The sequence below is a fragment of the Streptomyces sp. NPDC058796 genome (genome assembly GCF_042745235.1).
Classification (GTDB): domain Bacteria; phylum Actinomycetota; class Actinomycetes; order Streptomycetales; family Streptomycetaceae; genus Streptomyces.
In genome coordinates this window covers 188,985-210,893 of sequence record NZ_JBHYOP010000012.1, presented here as the reverse complement: position 1 = coordinate 210,893, position 21,909 = coordinate 188,985, and the positions used below count along the sequence as shown (strand labels likewise).

The window sequence follows — 21,909 nt, the reverse complement described above, 5'->3', positions numbered from 1 at the left end:
GTGGGGGGCGTTTGTCCGGGGTGTAGTGGTGAGCGTGGCCTGTTCGACGGAGTGGCCAGGTGAGGGGGAGGCGGGGCGCGCGGGTCGTGGCCGGTGGGAGTCTCGCCCCCGCCGCCCCTTCCCGTCCCGTCCCTGGGGGCTGCGCCCCCAGACCCCCGCTTCGGCCCGAACGGCCTCGTCCTCGAACGCCGGACGGGCTTAATCGGTCGACGTCGCCTTCAGGGCGAGCCACAGCTCCATCCGCACGTCCGGGTCGTCCAGGGAGCGGCCGAGGATCTCCTCGACCCGTCGCATGCGGTAGCGCAGGGTGTGGCGGTGGACGCCGAGGTCGGCGGCGGCCGCGTCCCACTGGCCGTGGCGGGAGAGCCAGGCGCGCAGGGAGGCCACCAGGTCGCCGCGGCCGGTCGCGTCGTGGTCGCGCAGGGCCCGCAGGAGTCCGTCGGCGAAGGCGCGTACGGCGTCGTCGGCGAGGAGGGGGAGGACCGAGCCGGCCGCCAGGTGCTCGTGTTCCACGCAGACGCGTCCCCGGCGGCGGGCCACCGAGAGGGCCTGTTCGGCCTGTTTGTAGGCGGTGGAGGCGGCGATGGGCCCGGAGGGCGCCGAGAGACCGACGACCAGGCCGTCGGCGTCGCCGTTCGGCATCGGTTCGGGTGCCGGGCGGGCGGTCTCCAGCGCCGTCGCGTACTCGGCGCAGGCGGCGACGGCCGCGCCCTGGTCCGTGGCCAGCACCACCAGCCGCTCGCCCTCGGGGACGACGAGGACCGCCTCGCCGGAGCGGGCCGCCGCCGACTCCACGACCTCGGCGAGCGCGCCGAGCGGATCGCCGTCGGTGTCGGCGGCGGCCAGGGCCGCGGCGGACGGCTGGGCGGTGGCGGCGGGCACCCGTGCCTGTGGACCGGCGTGCGCCCGTGCGGCGGACGCCGAGGCCGGCTCGGCGACGATGATCCGGAAGGGGGCGTCCAGCAGACCGCCGTACAGGTCACCGGCGACGGTGCGCGCGTGGTCGGGCTCGCCGGCCAGCAGCATGCGCAGGACCGCCGCGTCGATGCGCTGCGCGGCCTCGTGCAGGGAGCGCGAGCGTTCGGTGGTCAGGGTCAGCAGGGCGATGGCCGAGTGGACGGCGTACCGCTCGGCGGTGCCGGGGGCGGCGGCGGTGCCGACGGCGAGGGCGGAGCGGGGCCTGCGGGAGGTGCCGAGGGAGTGGAGTTCGACGCGGTCGGCGTTCTCGGGGTGGTCCGGGTGCTCGCCGCCGCCGACGACGGAGGAGGCGGGCGCCGGACGCTCCCGCAGCCGCTGGACGTCCGCCGTGAGGCGGGCGGCCCTGCGGCCGGCCCACTCCGGGGCCGCGGCGACGACGGCGCCCGAGGCGTCGTAGAGCGCCGCCCAGCCGTCGACCTGGGCGGCGAGCGCGGCCAGCAGCCCTTCGGGGCCGTCGGTGAGCGCCTTCTTGGTCAGTTCGCGCTGGGCCGCGAAGCCCGCCGTGACGGCCCGGTACTGGTCGGCGGCGATGGCGGCGGACACGGCCTTGCTGATGGCGAGAAAGGGAGTGCGGCGGGGCACCTCCAGCAGCGGCAGCCCTTCCTTCCGGGCCGCTTCGACCAGTGCCTCGGGGATCTCGTCGTAGTTGACGCCGACGGCGAACCCGAGCCCCACCACTCCGGCGCCGGCCAGCCGCTTCACGTACCGGTGCATCACCTCGGGATCCCCGGCGTCCAGCTTGAGCGCGGTGATCAGCAGCAGTTCCCCGCCCTCCATGTAGGGCACGGGGTCGGCGAGCTCGCTGACGTGGGCCCAGCGCACCGGCACGTCGAGGCGGTCCTCGCCCGCGCGCACGGTCAGCTTGAGCGCGGAGTGGTGGACGAGCGAGGCGAGCGTGGGGGGCATGGGTGCCTGGGCCTTCGGGTCTGCGTCGGTGGGGCGGGGTGGGCGAGCGGTGAGGCGTCTGTGATCTTTTGGCCGTCGCGTATGAACGACCTGTGTCGATTCTGCCTCACTGTACGGTCCCGGGTGCCCGCCCCGGACGGATCACCCGCGCAGGTCCACGAGGAGCGGCGGTGTGTGCTCGCCCTTGACGGTGGTCAGTGACAGCACGGCGTGTCCGGCGGGCACGGCGTGCGCGAGTTCGGACGCCGACCAGCGTTCCCGCTCGACCTGGCGCACGGTCACCGCGCGCGCGGTGGGCGCCTTCCCGGTGATCACCCGGCGGAGCATGTGGACGGCCTTGCCCGCCGGGGTCTCGGCGATGATCTGCCGGTCGGTGACGTCCCGGGCCTCGGTCCACTCCTTGCCCCACACCTCGGCGAAGTCCTGCCCGTCCCAGGGGGTGAGCCCGGACAGCGCCATCCGGCAGCCGATCGCCCCGAGCAGCGGCCCGCGCAGGGGGCGCGGTACGTCGTCCAGGGTGCGCAGCGTCAGCACGACCCCGGCGCCCGCCGAACGCAGCCGCTGCACGCCCCGTACGGCCTCCGGCGTCACCACGCCGCTCGCGTCGTCGAGCACCAGGCAGGCGAAGAGCGACCGGTCCTCCCGCACCGTGACGCTCGCCGTGAACTGGGCGAGGATCAGCCGGGCCAGGATCCGGGAGGCGTCGGCGTGCCCGCGCTCGGGCAGGTCGACGCGGACCCGGACGGGGTGGTCGAGGGCCTTGAGCGAGAAGGGGCGGGACTGCCCCGAGGTGTCGAAGAACGGGGCGAAGGCGGGCCGGTCGAGCAGCGCCACCCGGTCGGCCAGCACGCCGCCCACGTCCCCCGGCTGGCCGATCTGCCGCTCGCGGGCGTCCAGCTCGCGCAGCAGGGAGTCCTGTCCGGCCGCCCGCAGCTTCTCGCGCAGTTCGGCCAGTGGCCCGGGGGTGCCGTCGAGCAGCTGCCGCAGCTCCGGGACGCCGGGGAAGCGTCCGTGCACGGCGTGGAAGGGGCCGAGGAGCTGGGCGAGGACGGTGGCGGAGCGGCGGGTGTCGCCGCCTGCGTGCGGGTCGGCGAGGTCACCGACCAGGGCTTCGGCGAGGACGACGGCGGCCTCGTCCGGGTCGGTGGTGCCGCCGTACAGGTCGAGGTCGTACACGGAGTCGGGTTTGCCGATCCGTACGACCACGTCGTAGCCGTCGGCGGGGCCGTGGTCCGCGCCCGCGGCACCGACCACGACGACCGCGGCGCGTCCGGCGAGCGCGTGCAGGCACAGCGACTCGGTGAGCGGCCGCACGAGGCTGCCGGTCTTGCCGGAGCCCGCCGGGCCGACGGCGAGCAGGGAGGTGCCGAGCAGGTCGGGGCCGAGGGCCAGGCCGGCGCCTCGGTAGGCGTAGGGGTTGCGGGGGTCGTCGGCGGCGGTGCCGATGCGGACCTGTCCGGTGACCAGGTCGTGCCGGGCCCGGCGGACGGGCAGGTCACGGGCGCCGGAGGGGTGCGGGCAGGCACCGGAGCCGTGGGTGAGCACCGCGTTCGTGAAGGTGGCGAGGCTGTGCCGCCCGCTGCGTACGCCCTGCCAGGCGCGGGTGATCCGGGCGTGGTCGACGTCCCGCATGAGGCCCTGGCGCGCTTCCCTGGCGAGCCGCTCGGCGGCGTCGTGGGCACCGGCGGCGCGCAGGGCCGGCCACTCGGCGGGGTCCTCGTCGGGTGCCGACTGCGGCGCCCGCTGCTCGGGGCGGCGCAGCCGGGGCCGGACGAGGCGGCGCCACACCTCGTCCCAGCGGCCCAGCCGGCCGACCCCCATCATGATCGCGAGTACGACGAGCAGGGTGTAGCCGTCCCAGACGACGAGGTTGACGATCTGGCTGTCGCTGGTGCGCCACGAGTCCGGCGTGAGCAGTTCCAGGGGGAGGATCCACCAGCCGCCCAGGTAGCCGTTGGCCAGCAGCGACCAGATGAGCCACCCGACCAGGAACGCGATCAGGGCCCCGCTCAGCAGCTGCCGGGTGGGCATCTGTTCCGGTTCCTCGTCCGGCCGGGCCCGGTGCCCGAACCGCCACACGCCGGGCAGCGCCTCGGGACGGGCGGTCCGCAGCCACGCCACGAACGCGGAACCGTCCGGCAGGGGCGGCGCTCCCGGGGGCGCCGGGGGACGCGGTGGCACGGAGGGCGCCGACGGCACCTCGGGTGGCCCCGCCGGGCGCGGCACAGGATTCGCATGCGTACCCCGTGCGTCCCGCATCCCGTCGCTGTCCATCGCCCTTGCCCCCTGACCAGCCGCTCCGTCCACCATCAGCGAGCCAATCTAACGCCCTCCCAGGGGGAGTTCACCGCTTACGCGGCCGGGCCCGCGTGGTCGTGTCCACAGACCGCCGCATCCACCACATGTCCATCACGGACAACGGGCACCGCGGACAACGCCCACATGGAGCATGCCCGCTCCCCCGTCCCGGTCCTAGCCTGCGAGAAAAGAAGGCAAGCGTCCGTAAGATCCCGCAGATCGCGCAAGACCCAGGAGCCCCCATGACCGCACTTGAGCAGGAGCGCCGCGTCGTCACCGCCATCCCCGGCCCGAAGTCGCAGGAGCTGCAGGCCCGCCGCACGGCCGTGGTCGCGCAGGGTGTGGGCTCCACGCTCCCGGTGTTCGTCACCCGCGCCGGCGGCGGCGTCATCGAGGACGTCGACGGAAACCGCCTGATCGACTTCGGCTCCGGCATCGCCGTGACCTCCGTCGGCGCCTCCGCCGAGGCCGTCGTGCGCAAGGCGTCCGCGCAGCTCGCGGACTTCACCCACACCTGTTTCATGGTGACGCCGTACGAGGGCTACGTCGCCGTCGCCGAGGCGCTGGCCGAGCTGACCCCGGGCGACCACGCCAAGAAGTCGGCGCTGTTCAACAGCGGCGCCGAGGCGGTGGAGAACGCCGTCAAGATCGCGCGTGCGTACACCAAGCGGCAGGCCGTGGTCGTCTTCGACCACGGCTACCACGGCCGCACCAACCTCACCATGGCGCTGACCGCGAAGAACATGCCGTACAAGCACGGCTTCGGCCCCTTCGCGCCCGAGGTGTACCGCGTCCCGGTCGCCTACGGCTACCGCTGGCCGACCGGCGCCGAGAACGCCGGCCCGGAGGCCGCGGCCCAGGCGATCGAGCAGATCAGCAAGCAGGTCGGCGCCGAGAACGTGGCCGCGATCATCATCGAGCCGGTGCTCGGCGAGGGCGGCTTCATCGAGCCGGCCAAGGGCTTCCTGCCCGCGGTCCGCCAGTTCGCCGCCGACAACGGCATCGTCTTCGTCGCCGACGAGATCCAGTCCGGCTTCTGCCGCACCGGCCAGTGGTTCGCCTGCGAGGACGAGGGCATCGTCCCGGACCTGATCACCACGGCGAAGGGCATCGCGGGCGGTCTGCCGCTCGCCGCCGTCACCGGCCGCGCCGAGATCATGGACGCCGCGCACGCGGGTGGCCTCGGCGGCACCTACGGCGGCAACCCGGTGGCCTGCGCGGGTGCGCTCGGCGCCATCGAGACGATGAAGGAGCTGGACCTCAACGCCAGGGCGAAGGACATCGAGGCGGTCATGAAGGCACGCCTGTCCGCCATGGCCGAGAAGTTCGACGTCATCGGCGACGTCCGGGGCCGCGGCGCGATGATCGCCATCGAGCTGGTCAAGGACCGCGCCACCAAGGAGCCGAATCCGGAGGCGACCGCCGCGCTCGCCAAGGCCTGCCACGCCGAGGGCCTGCTGGTCCTGACCTGTGGCACCTACGGCAACGTGCTGCGCTTCCTGCCCCCGCTGGTGATCGGCGAGGACCTGCTCAACGAGGGCCTCGACATCATCGAGCAGGCCTTCGCCCGCGTCTGAGCGGGCGCCCGCGGACGGACGCCGGGCGAGCACGTGCGCGAGGACCCGAACGCGCATCTGAGCTGCGGTTCGCACGCCTGGCGCGGCGAACCGCAGAGCGTGTGAAGAACGTGTGGGGGGTGGATGACAGGACGCCGATGGCCCTGTCCTCGGCCCATCCCCTGCCGTAGGTTCTACGCAGATGAGAGATACACCCGCCCACAGGGGACTGTGGGCGGATCTCAGGCCGAGGCCTCCCCAGCTTCGACCTGGTCGTGCCTCGCGCACACAACCGGAACCCGTGGGTTCCGGGTCTCCTCACCGATCGGACGGTCGCCCGCCCCAAACCCCCCGGGGCGCGCGGCGTTCCGATCAGGACGGCCGCCTCGGCACCCGGGACGGTGGTTCACCGAAGGGCCGGCACACTCCCCCCCTTGCGCCGGCCCTTCGGTGCGTCCGGCGGGCCTGCGAAGCTGGGCGCCATGCCGGTCTCCCCACTTCGCGCACTGCCCGCCCTCCTCGCGCTGCCCGTCCTCCTCTTCGCGCTGATCACCTGGCAGGTCCTCGCCGACGGACCGCTGATCGGCGTGGACGAGCGGCTGAGCAGGGCGCTCGTCCACCCCGACCGGTTCTCCGAGCTGCTGTCCGACCTCGGCAACGTGCCGGTGGCCGTGCCCGTCCTCGCCCTCGTACTGGTGTACGTCGCTTGGCGCGGGCGGGCCGATGGTGTGCACCGCTGGTGGCTGCCTCCGCTGGCGGGGGCCGCGGCGATGGCACTGGTGCCGGTGCTGGTCGCCCCGCTCAAGGCGTGGACCGACCGCCCCGGCACCCCGGCGGTGCCCCCGGCCGTCGGCTACTACCCCTCCGGCCACACCGCGACCGCGGTCGTCGCGTACGGCGCGGCGACGCTGCTGCTCCTGCCGCTGCTGCGCTCGCCGGCCGCCCGCCGGGTGCTGGTGGCGCTGTGCGCGGTCCTCGTTCTCGGCGCCTCCTACGGGCTGGTGCGCCGCGGCTACCACTGGCCGCTGGACGTGATGGCGAGCTGGTGTCTGGGCGCGGTGCTGCTGGCCGGGGTCGCGTCGGCCGGCCGCACCGCGCCGCCGGTCACCCGAAGTACGCGTCGAAGTTCCTCTGGAACTCCCAGTCCGAGTAACGGTCCCAATTGATCGACCAGGTCATCAGGCCGCGCAGGGCGGGCCAGGTGCCGTGGGTCTGGTACGAGCCGCAGTCGGCCTTCTTGGTCAGGCAGTTCAGGGCCTTGTCCACCTCGGCCGGGGAGACGTACCCGTTCCCGGCGTTGGTGGAGGCGGGCATGCCGATGGCGACCTGGTCCGGGCGCAGGGGCGGGAAGACGTTGGCCGCGTCGCCCGCGACGGGGAAGCCGGTGAGGAGCATGTCCGTCATGGCGATGTGGAAGTCGGCGCCGCCCATGGAGTGGTACTGGTTGTCGAGGCCCATGATCGGGCCCGAGTTGTAGTCCTGGACGTGCAGCAGGGTCAGGTCGTCGCGCAGGGCGTGGATCACGGGCAGGTACGCGCCCGCCCTCGGGTCCTGGCCGCCCCACTTGCCGGTGCCGTAGTACTGGTAGCCGAGCTGGACGAAGAAGGTCTCGGGGGCCATCGTCAGCACGAAGTCGTCGCCGTACTTCGCCTTCAGGGTCTTCAGCGCCGAGATGAGGTTGACGATGACCGGGGTGGTCGGGTTCTTGAAGTCGGTGTCGTCGGCGTTCAGCGACAGCGAGTGGCCCTCGAAGTCGATGTCGAGGCCGTCGAGGCCGTACTCGTCGATGATCGCGGAGACGGACGAGACGAACTTGTCGCGGGCGGCGGCGGTGGTGAGCTGCACCTGCCCGTTCTGGCCGCCGATGGAGATCAGCACCTTCTTGCCGGCCGCCTGTTTGGCCTCGATCGCCGCCTTGAACTCGGCGTCGGTCTCCACGTTCGGGCACTGAGTGACCGGGCATCGCTCGAAGCGGATGTCGCCGGAGGTGACCGAGGTGGGCTCGCCGAAGGCCAGGTCGATGACGTCCCAGCTGTCGGGGACGTCGGCGAGGCGGGTGTATCCGGAGCCGTTGGCGAAGCTGGCGTGGAGGTAGCCGACCAGGGCATGGGCCGGCAGGTCGGAGCCGCCGCCGTCCGGCTGCTCGGCGGTGGTCGCGGTGACCGTCGCCGAGCGGGCGGACTCCCCCGCGTCGTTGAGCGCCGTGACCTGGAACGCGTACGCCGTCGAGGGGGCCAGGCCGGTGACGGTGGTGGAGGTGCCGGTGAGGGTGCGGACCTTGGTGCCGTCGCGGTAGACGGCGTAGCTCGTCGCGCCCGGGACGGGCGACCAGGACAGGGCGACGCTGGAGGAGGTGGCGGAGCCGGTCGTCAGACCGGTGGGGGGCGCCGGGGGCTGACCGGTCTCGCCTCCCGGGCCGGTCATCGAGACGTCGTCGGCGTGGTAGGCGCCGGTGCCGTACCAGCCGTGGGTGTAGACCGTGACCCGGGTGGTGGACGGGCCGGTGCGGAAGGTGGTCGTGAGCCGCTGCCAGTCGGGGGCGGACTGTGCCCAGGTGGAGACGTCGGTGGTGCCGGTGCCGCTCGCGCCGAGGTAGACGTAGGTGCCGCGCACGTGGCCGGTCAGCGTGTACTGGGAGTCCGGTTTCACGGTCACCGTCTGCGCGCAGCGGGCGTTGTCCGCGCCGGCCGGGGTGGCCTTGAGGGCCGCGGTGCCGCTGCGGACGGGCGAGGTCACGGTCGTGCCCGCCGTGCAGGTCCAGCCGTCGAGGCCGGACTCGAAGCCGCCGTTCCTGGCGAGGTCCGCGTCGGCCGCACGGGCGGCCGACGAGAGCGCGGTCATGCCGGACGCGGCGAGCGCGGCGGCCGTGAGCAGGGTGACGAGGGGGCGACGGGCGAACGGTCTGGAGCGTTCCACAAGTGCCTCCGGACATGGGGGAGATGGGGAGGGTGGAGCGCGCCCAACTTGGTCCAGACCAATTCCGTTGTCAACCCCTCGCGCACCTCACCCGCCGCCGTCCTCCACCGCGAGAGCCGCCGCCTCGTGCATGGCCAGTTCGAGGAGCGACGGATCGGTGAGGGTGCCCGTCCCGTCGGGCGGGATCAGCCAGCGGATGCCGCCCGACGACAGACCTCCGGGGTACGGCACCACGATCCAGGTGCCGAGCCCGGCCGTCCGGACTCCGGTGCCCAGCCAGCGGGCCGCCGTGCCGGCCGGCACGAAGAAGCCCGTGCGCGCGTCGCCGAAGTCGACGAGCACCGGGCCCGGTTGGTCCAGGACGCGGGAGAGCACGTCGAGGGTCGGATAGCCGAGCCGGCTCGGCACGATGAGCACGTCCCAGGCCTTGCCGGCGGGCAGCAGCGCGACCCCGAGGGGGTTGCGCTCCCACTCCCGCCGGCAGGACTCGGGATCCGGTGCGACGGATGCCAGCCACGCGACCGCCGTCTTCGCACCAGGCATGTGAAGACCTCCCTTTCACTCGTGGACGCGGGGTGCGTCACGAGGGAGAGGGAGGTCTCCGGCGTGCATTACGCGGGTTGCGGCGCCTCGTTGAGGTGAACCGGGTCATACCCCGCGCCCCGGGCTCAGCTGTCGAAGCCGAGCCCCAGCCTGTCCATCGTCCGCAGCCACAGGTTGCGCCGCCCGTCGTGGGCGTCCGCGCGGGCGAGCGACCACTTGGTGAGCGCGATGCCGGTCCAGGCGAAGGGCTCGGGCGGGAACGGCAGCGGCTTCCTGCGGACCATCTCCAGTTCGGTTCGCTCGGTGCGCTCCCCCGACAGCAGGTCGAGCATCACCTCGGCGCCGAACCGGGTCGCGCCCACACCGAGGCCGGTGTACCCGGCCGCGTACGCCACCTTCCCCTGGTGGGCGGTGCCGAAGAACGCCGAGAAGCGGGAGCAGGTGTCGATCGCGCCGCCCCAGGCGTGGGTGAAGCGGACGCCCTCCAGCTGCGGGAAGCAGGTGAAGAAGTGCCCGGCGAGCTTGGCGTACGTCTCCGGGCGGTCGTCGTACTCGGCGCGCACCCGGCCGCCGTACGGGTAGATCGCGTCGTAGCCGCCCCACAGGATCCGGTTGTCGGAGGACAGCCGGAAGTAGTGGAACTGGTTGGCGCTGTCGCCGAGGCCCTGCCGGTTCTTCCAGCCGATCGAGGCGAGCTGCGTCTCGGTGAGCGGCTCGGTCATCAGGGCGTAGTCGTAGACCGGGACGGTGTACGAGCGCACCCGCTTGACCAGGTTCGGGAAGATGTTGGTGCCGAGCGCGACCGTGCGGGCGCGGACGCCGCCGTACGGGGTGCGTACGGCCATGCCGGCGCCGTACTGCCGCAGGGTCAGCGCCGGGGTGTTCTCGTAGACGCGGACGCCGAGGACGAGGCAGGCCCGTTTGAGGCCCCAGGCGAGCTTGGCGGGGTTGACCATGGCCACGCCCCGGCGGTCGTACAGGCCGGCCCGGAAGGTCGGGGAGTCGATCTGTTCCCGTACGGCCTCGGCGTCCAGGTATTCGACGCCGTCGGCCAGGCCCTTGGCGTCGATCTCCGCGTACCAGTCCTTCAGCTCCCGGGCCTGGTACTCCTCGGTCGCCACGTCGATCTCGCCGGTCCGCTCGAACTCGCAGTCCAGGGAGTACCGGGCGACCGCCTCCTCGATGGCGTCGAGGTTGCGGGCGCCCAGCTCCTCCAGCCTGTGGATCTCGTCGGGCCAGCGGGTGAGGCCGTTGGAGAGGCCGTGGGTGAGGGAGGCGGCGCAGAAGCCGCCGTTGCGGCCGGAGGCGGCCCAGCCCACCTCGCGGCCCTCCAGCAGCACCACGTCCCGCCCCGGGTCGCGCTCCTTGGCGATCAGCGCGGTCCACAGTCCGCTGTACCCGCCGCCGACGACCAGCAGGTCGCAGGTCTCGGGGCCGGTGAGCGCGGGCCGGGGGCGGGGGCGGCCGGGGTCGTCCAGCCAGTACGGGACCGGCTGGGCGTCGGAGAGGGATTTCGTCCAGTCGTTGCTGCGGCTCATGGCGCTCGGGGCCATGATTTCAACTCCCTACGAATACACTGATGCGCTTTATGCCTTGCGGCGGTTTCGGCGGTTGCCGATGACCATGGAGGCCAGGACGAACAGTACGGCGATCACGAACATGGCCGTACCGATGACATTGATCTGGACGGGCGTGCCGCGCTGGGCCGATCCCCACACGAACATGGGGAAGGTGACGGTGGAGCCCGCGTTGAAATTGGTGATGATGAAATCGTCGAAGGAGAGCGCGAAGGCGAGCAGCGCGCCGGCGGCGATCCCGGGGGCGGCGATGGGCAGCGTGACCCGGACGAAGGTCTGGAAGGGACCGGCGTACAGGTCCTGCGCGGCCTGCTCCAGCCTCGGGTCCATCGACATCACGCGCGCCTTGACCGCCGTCACGACGAAGCTGAGGCAGAACATGATGTGGGCGATCAGGATCGTCCAGAAGCCGAGCTGGGCGCCCATGTTGAGGAACAGGGTGAGCAGCGAGGCCGCCATCACGACCTCGGGCATCGCCATCGGCAGGAAGATCAGCGAGTTGATCGCGCCCCGCGCCCGGAAGCGGTAGCGGACCAGCGCGAAGGCGATCGCCGTGCCCAGCGCGGTGGCGCCCAGCGTCGCCCAGAGGGCGATCTGGAGACTGATCGACAGGGAGCCGCACAGTCCGGAGACGCCGCAGGGGTCCTTCCAGGCGTCCGTGGAGAACTGCTGCCATTCGTAGTTGAAGCGCCCGTTCGGTTTGTTGAACGAGAAAACCGTGACGATGACATTGGGCAGCAGGAGATAGGCGAGGGTCAGCAGTCCGGCGATGACGACCAGATTGCGCTTGAGCCAGTTGACGAAGGTCATTTAAACCAGATCCTCCGTGCCGGACTTGCGGATGTAGAAGGTGACCATGGCGAGGATCGCGGCCATCAGGACGAAGGAGAGCGCCGCCGCCGTCGGATAGTCCAGCACCCGCAGGAACTGGGACTGGATCACGTTTCCGATCATTCCGGTGTCCGCCGATCCCAGCAGGGACGCGTTGACGTAGTCACCGGTCGCCGGGATGAAGGTCAGCAGCGTCCCGGAGACGACGCCGGGCATCGACAGCGGGAAGGTGACCTTGCGGAAGACCGTGGACGGCTTGGCGTACAGGTCGCCCGCCGCCTCGTGCAGCCGTCCGTCGATGCGCTCCAGCGACGTGTACAGCGGCAGGATCATGAAGGGGAGGAAGTTGTACGTCAGGCCGCAGACCACCGCGAGCGGTGTGGCCAGCACGCGGTCGCCGGCCGTCCAGCCGAGCCAGCTGGTGACGTCCAGTACGTGCAGCGTGTTCAGGACGCCGACGACCGGGCCGCCGTCCGCGAGGATCGTCTTCCAGGCCAGGGTGCGGATCAGGAAGCTGGTGAAGAACGGCGCGATCACCAGGATCATGATCAGATTCCGCCAGCGGCCCGCGCGGAAGGCGATCAGGTAGGCGAGCGGGTAGCCGAGCAGCAGGCACAGCACGGTGGCGGAGGCGGCGTAGGCGACCGATCGCAGGAACTGCGGCCAGTACTCGGACACCGCGTCCCAGTAGGTGACGAAGTGCCAGGTGACCTTGTAGCCCTCCTCCAGTGAGCCCGTCTGCACGGAGGTGGAGGCCTGGTAGACCATCGGCGCGGCGAAGAAGACGACCAGCCACAGGATGCCGGGCAGCAGCAGCCAGTACGGCGTCCAGCGGCCCCGCTTGCGCGGGGGCTTCTGTTCCGGGGCCGGCGGGGAGAGCGGTGGTGGCGCCTCGGTGAGGGTGGACATCAGGCGGCCTCACCCTCGGCGACTCCCGCGTCGATGTCCTGGTCGGCGTCCAGGCCGAAGGTGTGCGCCGGGTTCCAGTGCAGGACGACGTCGGCGCCGGGGGCGAGGCGGGCGTCGCGGTCGATGTTCTGGGCGTACACCTCGAACTCGGGACAGGCCGCGCAGTCCACGACGTACTGCGTGGAGACGCCGATGAAACTGGTGTTGCTGATCTTTCCGGTGATGCGGTTGCGGCCCTCGGGGATGGAGCCGGCGTCGTCCGCGTGCGTCAGGCTGATCTTCTCCGGGCGCACTCCGACCAGCACCTTGCCGCCGGTCCGGGCCGGCGCGGAACACCTGGCGCCGGGCAGGACCAGCTTGTCGCCGGCCGCCTTCACCACGACGTCGCCGCCGCTGCGGGTGTCGACCTCGGCCTCGATGAGGTTGGAGGTGCCCAGGAAGTTGGCGACGAACGTGGTCTGCGGGTTCTCGTACAGGTCGGCGGGGGCGCCCAGCTGCTCCACCCGGCCCCCGTTCATCACGGCGACCTGGTCGGCCATCGTCATGGCCTCCTCCTGGTCGTGCGTGACGTGCACGAAGGTGATGCCGACCTCGGTCTGGATGCGCTTGAGCTCCAGCTGCATCTGGCGGCGCAGCTTGAGGTCGAGGGCGCCGAGGGGCTCGTCGAGGAGCAGCACCCTGGGATGGTTGATCAGGGCGCGGGCGACCGCGACGCGCTGCTGCTGGCCGCCGGAGAGCTGGTGCGGCTTCTTGCGCGCCTGCTCGCCGAGCTGGACCAGGCCGAGCATCTCCTCGACCTGCTTCTTCACGCTTTTGATGCCGCGCCGGCGCAGGCCGAAGGCGACGTTCTCGAAGATGTCGAGGTGCGGGAAGAGGGCGTAGGACTGGAAGACCGTGTTGACCGGCCGTTTGTACGGCGGCAGCGCGGTGACGTCCTGGTCGCCGAGGTGGACGGTGCCGCTGCTGGGCTCCTCCAGTCCGGCGATCATGCGCAGGGTGGTGGTCTTGCCGCAGCCGGAGGCGCCGAGCAGGGCGAAGAAGGAACCCTGGGGCACGGTCAGGTCGAGCGGGTGCACGGCGGTGAAGGAGCCGTAGGTCTTGCTGATGCCGGAGAGGCGGACGTCCCCGCCGTGCTCCGTCGAGTCTGTGGTCTTCATCGTCGTCACGCCCCAGTGAGCTTCGCGAACTTCTCTTCGTAGGCCGTCTCTTCCTTCGGGCTCAGTGAGCGGAAGGCACGGGAGAGGGCCTGCATGGCCTTGTCGGGAATGATCAGCGGGTTGTTCGCCGCGTCCTCGTCGATCTTCGCCAGCTCGTCCTTCACCCCGTCCACGGGACAGACGAAGTTGATGTACGCGGCGAGCTGCGCGGCGGGCCCCGGCTCGTAGTAGTAGTCCATGAGCCGCTCGGCGTTGGTCTTGTGGCGCGCCTTGTTGGGGACCAGCATGTTGTCGCTGGACGTGATGTAGCCGCTGTCCGGGATGACGAAGTCGATGTCCGGGTTGTCCGCCTTGAGCTGGACGACGTCCCCGGCCCAGGCCAGGCAGGCCGCGAAGTCGCCCTTGTTGATGTCGGCGGTGTAGTCGTTGCCGGTGAAGCGGCGTATCTGGCCGCGGTCGACGCCCTTCTGGAGCCGGGCGATCGCCGCGTCGTAGTCGTCGTCGGAGAAGCGCGCCGGGTCCTTGCCCATGTCGAGCAGCGTCATGCCGACGGTGTCGCGCATCTCGGTGAGGAACCCGACCCGCCCCTTGAGCTTGGGATTGTCGAGCAGGTCGGAGACCGTCCTCACCTCGACGCCGTCCAGCGCCTTCTTGTTGTAGGCGATGACGGTCGCGATGCCCTGCCAGGGGTACGAGTAGGCGCGGCCCGGGTCCCAGTCGGGGTTGCGGAACTGCGGCGACAGGTTGGCGAAGGCGTGCGGCAGGTTGGCCGGGTCCAGTTTCTGGACCCAGCCGAGGCGGATCAGCCGGGCGGCCAGCCAGTCGGTGAGCACGATGATGTCGCGCCCGGTCTCTTGACCCGCGGAGAGCTGCGGCTGGATCTTGCCGAAGAACTCGCTGTTGTCGTTGATGTCCTCGGTGTACTTGACCTTGACGCCGGTGCGCTTGGTGAACGCCTCCAGCGTCGGGTGCCGCCGGCCGCTCTCGTCCACGTCCATGTACTCGGTCCAGTTGGAGAAGGAGACCTCCTTCTCCTCCTTGGACCGGTCGTCGGACGAAACACCGCCCTCGGTCTTGCCGGCCGGCGGGATGCCGCAGGCGCTCAGCGTGCCGAGTCCGCCGGCCGCGAGCGCGCCGCCCGCGGAGGCGCGCAGCAGTGAGCGGCGGGTGAGGGCGGCCCTGCCGCTGGTGAAACTGCGCCGCATGGCGGCCACTTGGGCCGGTGACAGGCGGTCGGGCTCGTACTGCTCCATGCGCGTGGTTGCCCTTTCGGGTGGGTCGGCCGTGGTCGGCGGCCTCTCGTCGTGACTATCGGTCCCCGAAGACGGTGCGGTGCCAGTCCTTGGCCGCCACCGCGGTGTTGTCGAACATGACGTGTTTGACCTGCGTGTACTCCTCGAAGGAGTAGGCGGACATGTCCTTGCCGAAGCCGGACGCCTTGTACCCGCCGTGCGGCATCTCGCTGATGATCGGGATGTGGTCGTTGACCCAAACGCAGCCCGCCTTGATCTCGCGGGTGGCGCGGTTCGCCCGGTACACGTCCCGGCTCCAGGCGGAGGCGGCGAGCCCGTACGGCGTGTCGTTGGCCAGCCGGAGGCCCTCGTCGTCGGTGTCGAAGGGCAGGACGACCAGGACCGGCCCGAAGATCTCGGACTGGACGACCTCGCTGTCCTGCGCCGCGTCGGCGATGAGGGTGGGCCGGTAGTAGGCGCCGCCCTTCAGGTCGCCCCGCGGTGCCTCGCCGCCGCACACCACGCGTGCGTACGAGCGCGCCCGGTCGACGAAACCGGCGACACGGTCCCGCTGGACGTGGCTGACCAGCGGACCGAGGTCGGTGCCCGGGGCGAAGGGGTCGCCGACTCGGACGGTGTCCATGAGGGCGGCGGTCTTCTCGACGAACGCGTCGTACAGGGGCCGCTGTACGTACGCGCGCGTGGCGGCCGTGCAGTCCTGACCGGTGTTGATGAGCGCGCCCGCGACCGCGCCGTGGACGGCGGCGTCGAGGTCGGCGTCGTCGAAGACGAGGAACGGCGCCTTGCCGCCCAGCTCCAGGTGGAGGCGCTTGACGGTGGCGGTGGCGACCTCGGCGACCCGCTTGCCGACGGCGGTGGAGCCGGTGAAGGAGGTCATGGCGACGTCCGGGTGGCCGACCAGGTGCTCGCCCGCCTCTCTCCCCGTGCCGGTGACGATGTTGATGACGCCGTCCGGGATGCCGGCCTCGGTGGCGGCCCGGGCGAACATCAGGGAGGTCAGCGGGGTGATCTCGGCGGGCTTGAGCACGATGGTGTTGCCCGCGGCGACCGCCGGGAGGATCTTCCAGGCGGCCATCTGGAGGGGGTAGTTCCAGGGCGCGATGGACCCGACGACGCCGATCGGCTCTCGGCGCACGTACGAGGTGTGGTCGCCGGAGTACTCCCCCGCCGACTGGCCCTGGAGGTGCCGGGCGGCGCCCGCGAAGAAGGCCGCGTTGTCGACCGTGCCCGGCACGTCGAACTCGCGGGTCAGCTTCAGCGGCTTCCCGCACTGCAGGGATTCCGCGCGGGCGAAGTCCTCGGCGCGGTCGGCGAGGACGGCGGCGAACCGGTGCAGGGCGTCGGAGCGCTCGCCCGGGGTGGCGCCGGCCCAGCCGGGGAACGCCTCCCGCGCGGCGGCGACGGCCGCGTCGACGTCGTCGGGACCGGCGAGTTCGTAGGTGAGGACCTCGTCGCCGGTCGCCGGGTCGACGACGGTGTGCGTGCGTCCGGAGGTGCCCCTCGTGAGACGGCCCGCGATGTACTGGGCCCCGTCCGCGAAGCGGTCCTGGGCCGGGAATCGGTCCGGGGTGTCGTTGCCCGGGTTGTGCATGTCGGCTCTCCTCGGTCTCCCCGTGTACGGGGGCCGGCGTGGCTCAGGCTCGATGTGAGTGCCGATCCTGACAGAGCACTAGGCCACCAACAAGTGATTCCGTTGTTGCCATTTGGTTACGCGACGGAATCTGTCGACCAGGTGTCGAGTCGCCACGGAAAAGGCCGGACGGAGTGTCAGTGGCGCGTGCCAGACTCGCGTGCATGGAGAAGATCACGGGGGCGGCGGGACACGAGTCGGCAGTGGAGAGCATCGACGGCAGGGAAGCGCTGGTCGGGCGGGTCCGGGCCGGCGAGCGGATCAAGTACCTCTGCTTCTGGGGGCACCGGCCGCGCCCCGACGGCCGGATCGGCCCGAGCTGCCTGAGCCAGTGGTGGCCGTCACCGTTCACCGTGGCCGGGGTGGAGTACGCGACCGCGGAGCACTGGATGATGGCGGGCAAGGCCAGGCTTTTCGGCGACGCGGAGGCGGAGCGCCGAGTGCTGGCGGCGGAGCATCCCGCCGAGGCCAAGAAGACGGGGCGGCTGGTGCGCGGCTTCGACGAGGCGGTGTGGGAGCGGGAGCGCTTCTCGGTCGTCGTCGAGGGCAGCGTCCACAAGTTCGCCTCGGACCCCGCGCTGCGCGGGTTCCTGCTGGGCACGGGCGACCGGGTACTGGTGGAGGCGAGTCCCGTGGACCGGGTGTGGGGCATCGGCCTGGCCGCGGACGACGAGGCGGCGACGGACCCGGAGCGGTGGCGGGGGCCGAATCTGCTGGGGTTCGCGCTGATGGCGGCGCGGGAGCGGCTGCGTGAAGGCGGCTGACGCCCGCGGTCCCTCCCGCGGGCGCCGGCCGCCTCTGCTCAGCAGCCCTGCTCCTCAGTTGCTCAGCTCTGCGCCTGCGCCGCCACGGAGACCGCCGCCGGGCGCGGGGCGCCGTAGTAGGGGTCCTCGTACTCCGAGTCCTCGTTGATCGCGGCGATGATGCCGACGGCGATCAGGGCCATCACGGCGATGCCGAGGACGATGCCGATGATGCCCATGATGAAGCCGGCCTGGGCCTGTCCGTGGTTGTTGGCCTCGCCGCGCTCGGCCTTGCGGCGCCCCTTGACGCCGAAGACCACGGCGAGGATGCCGAGCACCAACGAGACGATGCCGTACGCGCAGAACATGCAGCAGGCCAGGATGCCGAGCACCATCGCCGCCGTGCCCATGCCGTTCTGCGGGGGCAGCGGGGCGGCGCCCCAGCCGTAACCGCCCTGGGGGTAGGCGGGGTAGCCGTACCCGCCCGGGACACCAGGACCGCCGGGCGCGATCGGCGGTGGCGGCACCGCGGACTCGGGCGGGGGGAACCCGGCGGCGGGCATCGAGACGACCGTGGCCTGGTCGTGCACGGACGGCGGCTGCGCGGACGGCGGCGGCTGCCAGGGCGGCACGTCGCCGGCGGCGGGCTGGGCCGGCTGCTGCGGCACTCCCGTCGCGGCGTCACGGTTCTTGTCCAGCGAGGGCCGGCTCTCCGGGGGCGCCCAAGGATCGTTGGCGCCGTTGGAGTCCCCGCCCGGCCGTGTCGCGTCCGTCATTTCCGTCCCCCTGGGTCGATCGTGCCCGTCATGCTACGGGCCCCGCCCGTCCGGCGTGAGACCGGCCTACGATGATCCCCGTACCGCCGATCAGCCGATCACCCGCGTCCCGCCGCCGCCCGCGCGGCCCGGGGCGCCGTTCCGGGGAGGAACCCTTGACCGAGCACCTCGTCGACCCCGCCGTCCCGCGCGATCTGCACGCCTTCATCGCCGGGCTGCCCAAGGCCGAACTGCACGTCCACCACGTCGGCTCCGCCTCCCCGCGCATCGTCTCGGAACTGGCCGCGCGCCACCCCGACTCCAAGGTCCCCACCGACCCCGAGGCCCTGGTCGACTTCTTCACCTTCACGGACTTCGCGCACTTCATCGACGTGTACCTGTCCGTCGTCGACCTGATCCGCACCCCCGAGGACGTCCGGCTGCTGACGTACGAGGTGGCCCGGGACATGGCCCGGCAGCAGGTGCGGTACGCCGAGCTGACCATCACCCCGTTCTCCTCCACCCGGCGCGGCATCGACGAGGGCGCCTTCATGGACGCGATCGAGGACGCCCGCAAGGCGGCGGAGTCCGAGTTCGGGACCGTACTGCGCTGGTGCTTCGACATCCCGGGCGAGGCCGGTCTGGAGTCCGCCGAGGAGACGACGCGGCTCGCCACCGACGACCGGCTGCGCCCGGAGGGCCTGGTCTCCTTCGGGCTCGGCGGACCCGAGATCGGGGTGGCCCGGCCGCAGTTCAAGCCGTACTTCGACCGCGCGATCGCCGCCGGGCTGCACTCGGTGCCGCACGCCGGCGAGACGACCGGTCCGCAGACGGTGTGGGACGCGCTCACCGACCTGCGCGCCGAGCGCATCGGGCACGGCACCAGCTCCGCCCAGGACCCGAAGCTGCTGGCGCACCTCGCCGAGCACCGCATCCCCCTGGAGGTCTGCCCGACCTCCAACATCGCCACCCGCGCGGTGCGCACCCTGGACGAGCACCCCATCAAGGAGTTCGTAGGCGCCGGGGTGATCGTGACGATCAACTCCGACGACCCCCCGATGTTCGGCACCGACCTCAACAACGAGTACGCCGTCGCCGCCCGGCTCCTCGGTCTCGGCGAACGGGGCCTCGCCGACCTGGCGAAGAACGCGGTCGACGCCTCGTTCCTGGACGCGCCGGGCAAGGCCCGGATCAGGGACGAGATCGACACGTACACCTCCGCCTGGCTCACCTCCTGAGCCGGGTGGCCGCCATGAGTCCCGCACGCGACCTGACCGCCGTGGCCCACCGCGGCGACCCGTACCGGTACCGCGAGAACACGCTCGACTCGCTGCGCTCCGCGCTCGACCGCGGCGCCGACGCGGTCGAGACCGACGTACGGCTCACCCGCGACGGCGTGCCCGTGCTGCTGCACGACGAGACGCTGAAGCGGCTGTGGGGGCACGACAGGCCGCTGCGGTCCCTGTCCGCCGAGGAGGTGCGCGGGCTGACGGCGGGCAGGGTGCCGACGCTCGCCGAGGCGCTGGCCGCGACCGACGGCAGCCGGCTGATGCTGGACCTGCCGGGCGGTCCGGGCGAGCGGGCGGTGCGGCGCGTCGTGGACGTCGTCCGGGAGTGCGGGGCCCAGGACCGCGTGTACTACACGGCGGGCGCCGCGGCCATGCTCGCCGTGCGCGCCGCCGACCCCGCCGCCGAGATCGCGATGACCTGGACGACGGCGGCGCCGCCGCGGCCCGCGCTGCTGGCGGCGGTGCGGCCGCGGTGGCTGAACTACCGGTTCGGGCTGGTGACCCGGGCCCTGGCCGAGCGGGTCCACGGCGACGGCTGCCTGCTGTCGGTGTGGACCCCCGACACCCGGCGCTCCATGCGCCGGCTGATCGCGCTGGGCGTCGACTCGATCACCACCAACCGCATCGACACGCTGTGCGCGCTGCGCGGCGGTGCCGGACCTGTCCCGGCCCGTAGGGGATGACCCGCACAACTCCCCTGTTTTATGCGGGAGTTCCCTGAGTCCGGCCATGGGGCGGGCGCCCTACTCACCGACGATCCGCCGCGGGACGCGGCGCAGAAGGATGATCGACGATCCTTCCGCCGCAACCGTCTTCCCCTGGAGCAGTCGATGCGTGTCCGCACCCACTCCGCCCTCGCCGCCGCCGTGGTCCTCGCCCTGGCCGCCGGGCCACTGGCGGCCCCGGCGTTCGCGGCGCCGCCCGCCGCGGTCGCCGGGTCCGTGGACCGGGACGGGCCGGACGAGAAGGCACTGCGCGACGCGCTCTCCGTCGTCCCGAACCAGTACGCCACCGCCGCCCTCGTGCGGGTCGGCGACCCCGACGGCGACTGGCACGGCAGCGCGGGCGTGCGCGGCCTGGCCGGTGACCGGCCGGCACACCCCGACGCCCGCTTCCGGGCCGGTTCGGTCACGAAGGTCGTCACCGCCGCCACCGTCCTGCGGCTCGCGGCCCAGGACGAGATCGACCTGGACGCGCCGGTGCAGGGCTACCTCCCCGAGCTGTTCACGCCGGAGTTCGAGCAGCCGATCAGCGTGCGCCAACTGCTGAACCACACCAGCGGCATCAAGCCGGGCGACGGTCTCGGCGACGACTTCGCGGAGGTGTACGCGCACCGCTTCGAGACCCTCACCCCGCGCCAGGTCGCGGCGTCGGCGATCGCCAAGGGACCGGAGGACTTCACTCCGGGGACGCGGCAGCAGTACCTGAACATCAACTACACGGTCCTCGGCCTGCTGATCGAGAAGGTGACGGGGCAGTCGTACGCCTCCGTGGCCACACGCCTGGTCCTGCGCCCGGCCGGCATGCACCACACGTACTTCCCCGGCACCGACCCCCGCATCCGGGGCCCGCACAACCGGGGCTACCAGGCGGTGGAGCAGCCGGACGGCACGGTGAAGCTCCTCGACGTGACCGAGTGGAACCAGGCGGACCGCTGGGCGGCCGGCGACATGATCTCCACCACTGCCGACCTGGAGAAGCTGCTCACCAAGCTGTTCCGCGGAAGGATCGTGCCGCAGCCGGAACTGGAGGAGATGTTCACGACCCCAGCGGGCGTCCCGGGCGCGCGACGCAGCGCGGGGCTGGAGTACAAGGAAGTCGACGGCGAGATCTTCTGGGGCAAGTCGGGGTCCCGCTACGGATACAGCGCGCTCATCGGCGGCACCCGCGACCTGAGCCGCACCGTCGTCTGCTCGGTCAACTCCACGGACGCCAAGAGCGCGGACCCGAAGCCGGTCCTCGACCGGATCACCATGGCCGCGCTCAAGTAGCCCCCCGTCGGGCACCGCGTCCGTCAGACGCCGCGCCCCGCCACCCGCCACGCCACCGCGCGCGCCCCTGCCGTCGCCGCGCCCGCCGAGCCGAGCCCCACGGCGAGGACGCGCGGGCGCGTGGCGCGCAGGACACCGGCACGGCGCAGCCGGCGGCGGGCCCAGAGCGTGAACAAGACGACGACGAGCGGCGAGGTCGCGGCCCCGGGCGGGCAACCGCGCACCAGTGCCGGCCTGGGCGAGGTGGACCAGGCCGTGCAGGCCGAAGGCGTTCAGCGCCGTCTGGTACGCGGCCGACCGGCCGCCGGTGACCCCTCCCGCGGCGGACGCGGCGGCCACGACGGCGGCCATCGCCCCGGCCGCCACCGCGAACTCCCGCCGGTCCACCGTCCCGGCCCGCCGCCGCACGGCCTCCGGCACGGTGGGGAACCGCTCGCGCAGGGCGGGCGGCTCACGCCGCCACCAGCCCGGCACGGTCGCCGGTTCCCCGGCGTCGTGCGGCGCCCGGGCGGCCGGCAGCCCCGGCGAGACCGCCGCACCCACTTTTTCATCGTCCGGTGAATTCGCCACGGCGGCC

At 72.2% G+C, this 21,909-nt stretch carries 17 protein-coding genes and 1 pseudogene; 6 read left to right on the top strand and 12 right to left on the bottom strand.

Annotation, left to right across the window (positions count from 1 at the left end; all coding sequences use genetic code 11):
* Positions 1-198 precede the first annotated feature (198 nt).
* Entirely contained in the window at positions 199-1,884 is a 1,686-nt protein-coding gene (locus ACFW47_RS28555) for a PucR family transcriptional regulator (protein ID WP_386284971.1), read from the bottom strand.
* Positions 1,885-2,025: 141 nt separating this feature from the next.
* Positions 2,026-4,158 carry an ATP-binding protein gene (locus ACFW47_RS28550; RefSeq protein ID WP_386284969.1) on the bottom strand — a complete coding sequence of 711 codons (2,133 nt, stop codon included), beginning with the start codon at positions 4,156-4,158 and terminating at the stop codon, positions 2,026-2,028.
* A 266-nt stretch (positions 4,159-4,424) separates the two neighbouring features.
* On the opposite strand from ACFW47_RS28550, the gene gabT reads away from it, so the two are divergent.
* Positions 4,425-5,759, top strand: coding sequence for a 4-aminobutyrate--2-oxoglutarate transaminase (gene gabT / locus ACFW47_RS28545; protein WP_386307509.1), 1,335 nt, complete (start codon positions 4,425-4,427; stop codon positions 5,757-5,759).
* A gap of 461 nt (positions 5,760-6,220) precedes the next feature.
* Positions 6,221-6,904 carry a phosphatase PAP2 family protein gene (locus ACFW47_RS28540; protein ID WP_386284963.1) on the top strand — a complete coding sequence of 228 codons (684 nt, stop codon included), beginning with the start codon at positions 6,221-6,223 and terminating at the stop codon, positions 6,902-6,904.
* Here ACFW47_RS28540 and ACFW47_RS28535 read toward each other — a convergent pair.
* The 8 genes from ACFW47_RS28535 to ACFW47_RS28500 form a co-directional block, all read right to left on the bottom strand.
* A complete protein-coding gene (locus ACFW47_RS28535; protein WP_386307508.1) occupies positions 6,843-8,654 on the bottom strand; it encodes a chitinase in 1,812 nt (603 codons plus the stop codon). The two genes, ACFW47_RS28540 and ACFW47_RS28535, sit on opposite strands and share 62 nt — an antisense overlap.
* Positions 8,655-8,741: 87 nt before the next feature.
* Entirely contained in the window at positions 8,742-9,197 is a 456-nt protein-coding gene (locus ACFW47_RS28530; RefSeq protein WP_386284959.1) for a hypothetical protein, read from the bottom strand.
* Positions 9,198-9,322: 125 nt separating this feature from the next.
* Positions 9,323-10,750 (bottom strand): NAD(P)/FAD-dependent oxidoreductase, encoded by a 1,428-nt coding sequence (locus ACFW47_RS28525; RefSeq protein WP_386307507.1) that lies wholly within the window; start codon positions 10,748-10,750, stop codon positions 9,323-9,325.
* A 33-nt stretch (positions 10,751-10,783) separates the two neighbouring features.
* Positions 10,784-11,584: an ABC transporter permease gene (locus tag ACFW47_RS28520; RefSeq protein ID WP_386284953.1), complete on the bottom strand. Its 801-nt coding sequence runs from the start codon at positions 11,582-11,584 to the stop codon at positions 10,784-10,786.
* Positions 11,585-12,514: an ABC transporter permease gene (locus ACFW47_RS28515; RefSeq protein ID WP_073731546.1), complete on the bottom strand. Its 930-nt coding sequence runs from the start codon at positions 12,512-12,514 to the stop codon at positions 11,585-11,587.
* Positions 12,514-13,671, bottom strand: a complete 1,158-nt coding sequence (locus tag ACFW47_RS28510) for an ABC transporter ATP-binding protein (RefSeq protein WP_386284951.1) — start codon at positions 13,669-13,671, stop codon at positions 12,514-12,516. Before ACFW47_RS28510 ends, ACFW47_RS28515 begins: the two co-directional genes overlap by 1 nt.
* A gap of 5 nt (positions 13,672-13,676) precedes the next feature.
* Entirely contained in the window at positions 13,677-14,924 is a 1,248-nt protein-coding gene (locus ACFW47_RS28505) for a spermidine/putrescine ABC transporter substrate-binding protein (protein ID WP_386284949.1), read from the bottom strand.
* Positions 14,925-14,979: 55 nt separating this feature from the next.
* On the bottom strand, positions 14,980-16,515 hold the full coding sequence (locus tag ACFW47_RS28500) for a gamma-aminobutyraldehyde dehydrogenase (RefSeq protein WP_386284947.1): 1,536 nt from the start codon (positions 16,513-16,515) through the stop codon (positions 14,980-14,982).
* 203 nt (positions 16,516-16,718) lie between these two features.
* Between ACFW47_RS28500 and ACFW47_RS28495 the strand changes: the two genes are divergently transcribed.
* Positions 16,719-17,318, top strand: a complete 600-nt coding sequence (locus ACFW47_RS28495; RefSeq protein WP_386307506.1) for an NADAR family protein — start codon at positions 16,719-16,721, stop codon at positions 17,316-17,318.
* A 62-nt stretch (positions 17,319-17,380) separates the two neighbouring features.
* Here ACFW47_RS28495 and ACFW47_RS28490 read toward each other — a convergent pair whose 3' ends face one another.
* Positions 17,381-18,073: a DUF4190 domain-containing protein gene (locus tag ACFW47_RS28490; protein ID WP_386284942.1), complete on the bottom strand. Its 693-nt coding sequence runs from the start codon at positions 18,071-18,073 to the stop codon at positions 17,381-17,383.
* A gap of 155 nt (positions 18,074-18,228) precedes the next feature.
* Between ACFW47_RS28490 and ACFW47_RS28485 the strand changes: the two genes are divergently transcribed.
* The 3 genes from ACFW47_RS28485 to ACFW47_RS28475 all read left to right on the top strand — a co-directional run bounded on the left by ACFW47_RS28485 (position 18,229) and on the right by ACFW47_RS28475 (position 21,332).
* Positions 18,229-19,290, top strand: a complete 1,062-nt coding sequence (locus ACFW47_RS28485; protein WP_386284939.1) for an adenosine deaminase — start codon at positions 18,229-18,231, stop codon at positions 19,288-19,290.
* 14 nt (positions 19,291-19,304) lie between these two features.
* Entirely contained in the window at positions 19,305-20,024 is a 720-nt protein-coding gene (locus tag ACFW47_RS28480) for a glycerophosphodiester phosphodiesterase (protein ID WP_386284937.1), read from the top strand.
* Between the two features lie 147 nt (positions 20,025-20,171).
* Positions 20,172-21,332, top strand: coding sequence for a serine hydrolase domain-containing protein (locus ACFW47_RS28475; protein ID WP_386307505.1), 1,161 nt, complete (start codon positions 20,172-20,174; stop codon positions 21,330-21,332).
* A 23-nt stretch (positions 21,333-21,355) separates the two neighbouring features.
* Here the strand turns inward: ACFW47_RS28475 and ACFW47_RS28470 are convergent.
* Positions 21,356-21,902, bottom strand: a pseudogene (locus ACFW47_RS28470) (HXXEE domain-containing protein).
* Between the last annotated feature and the right edge of the window lie 7 nt (positions 21,903-21,909).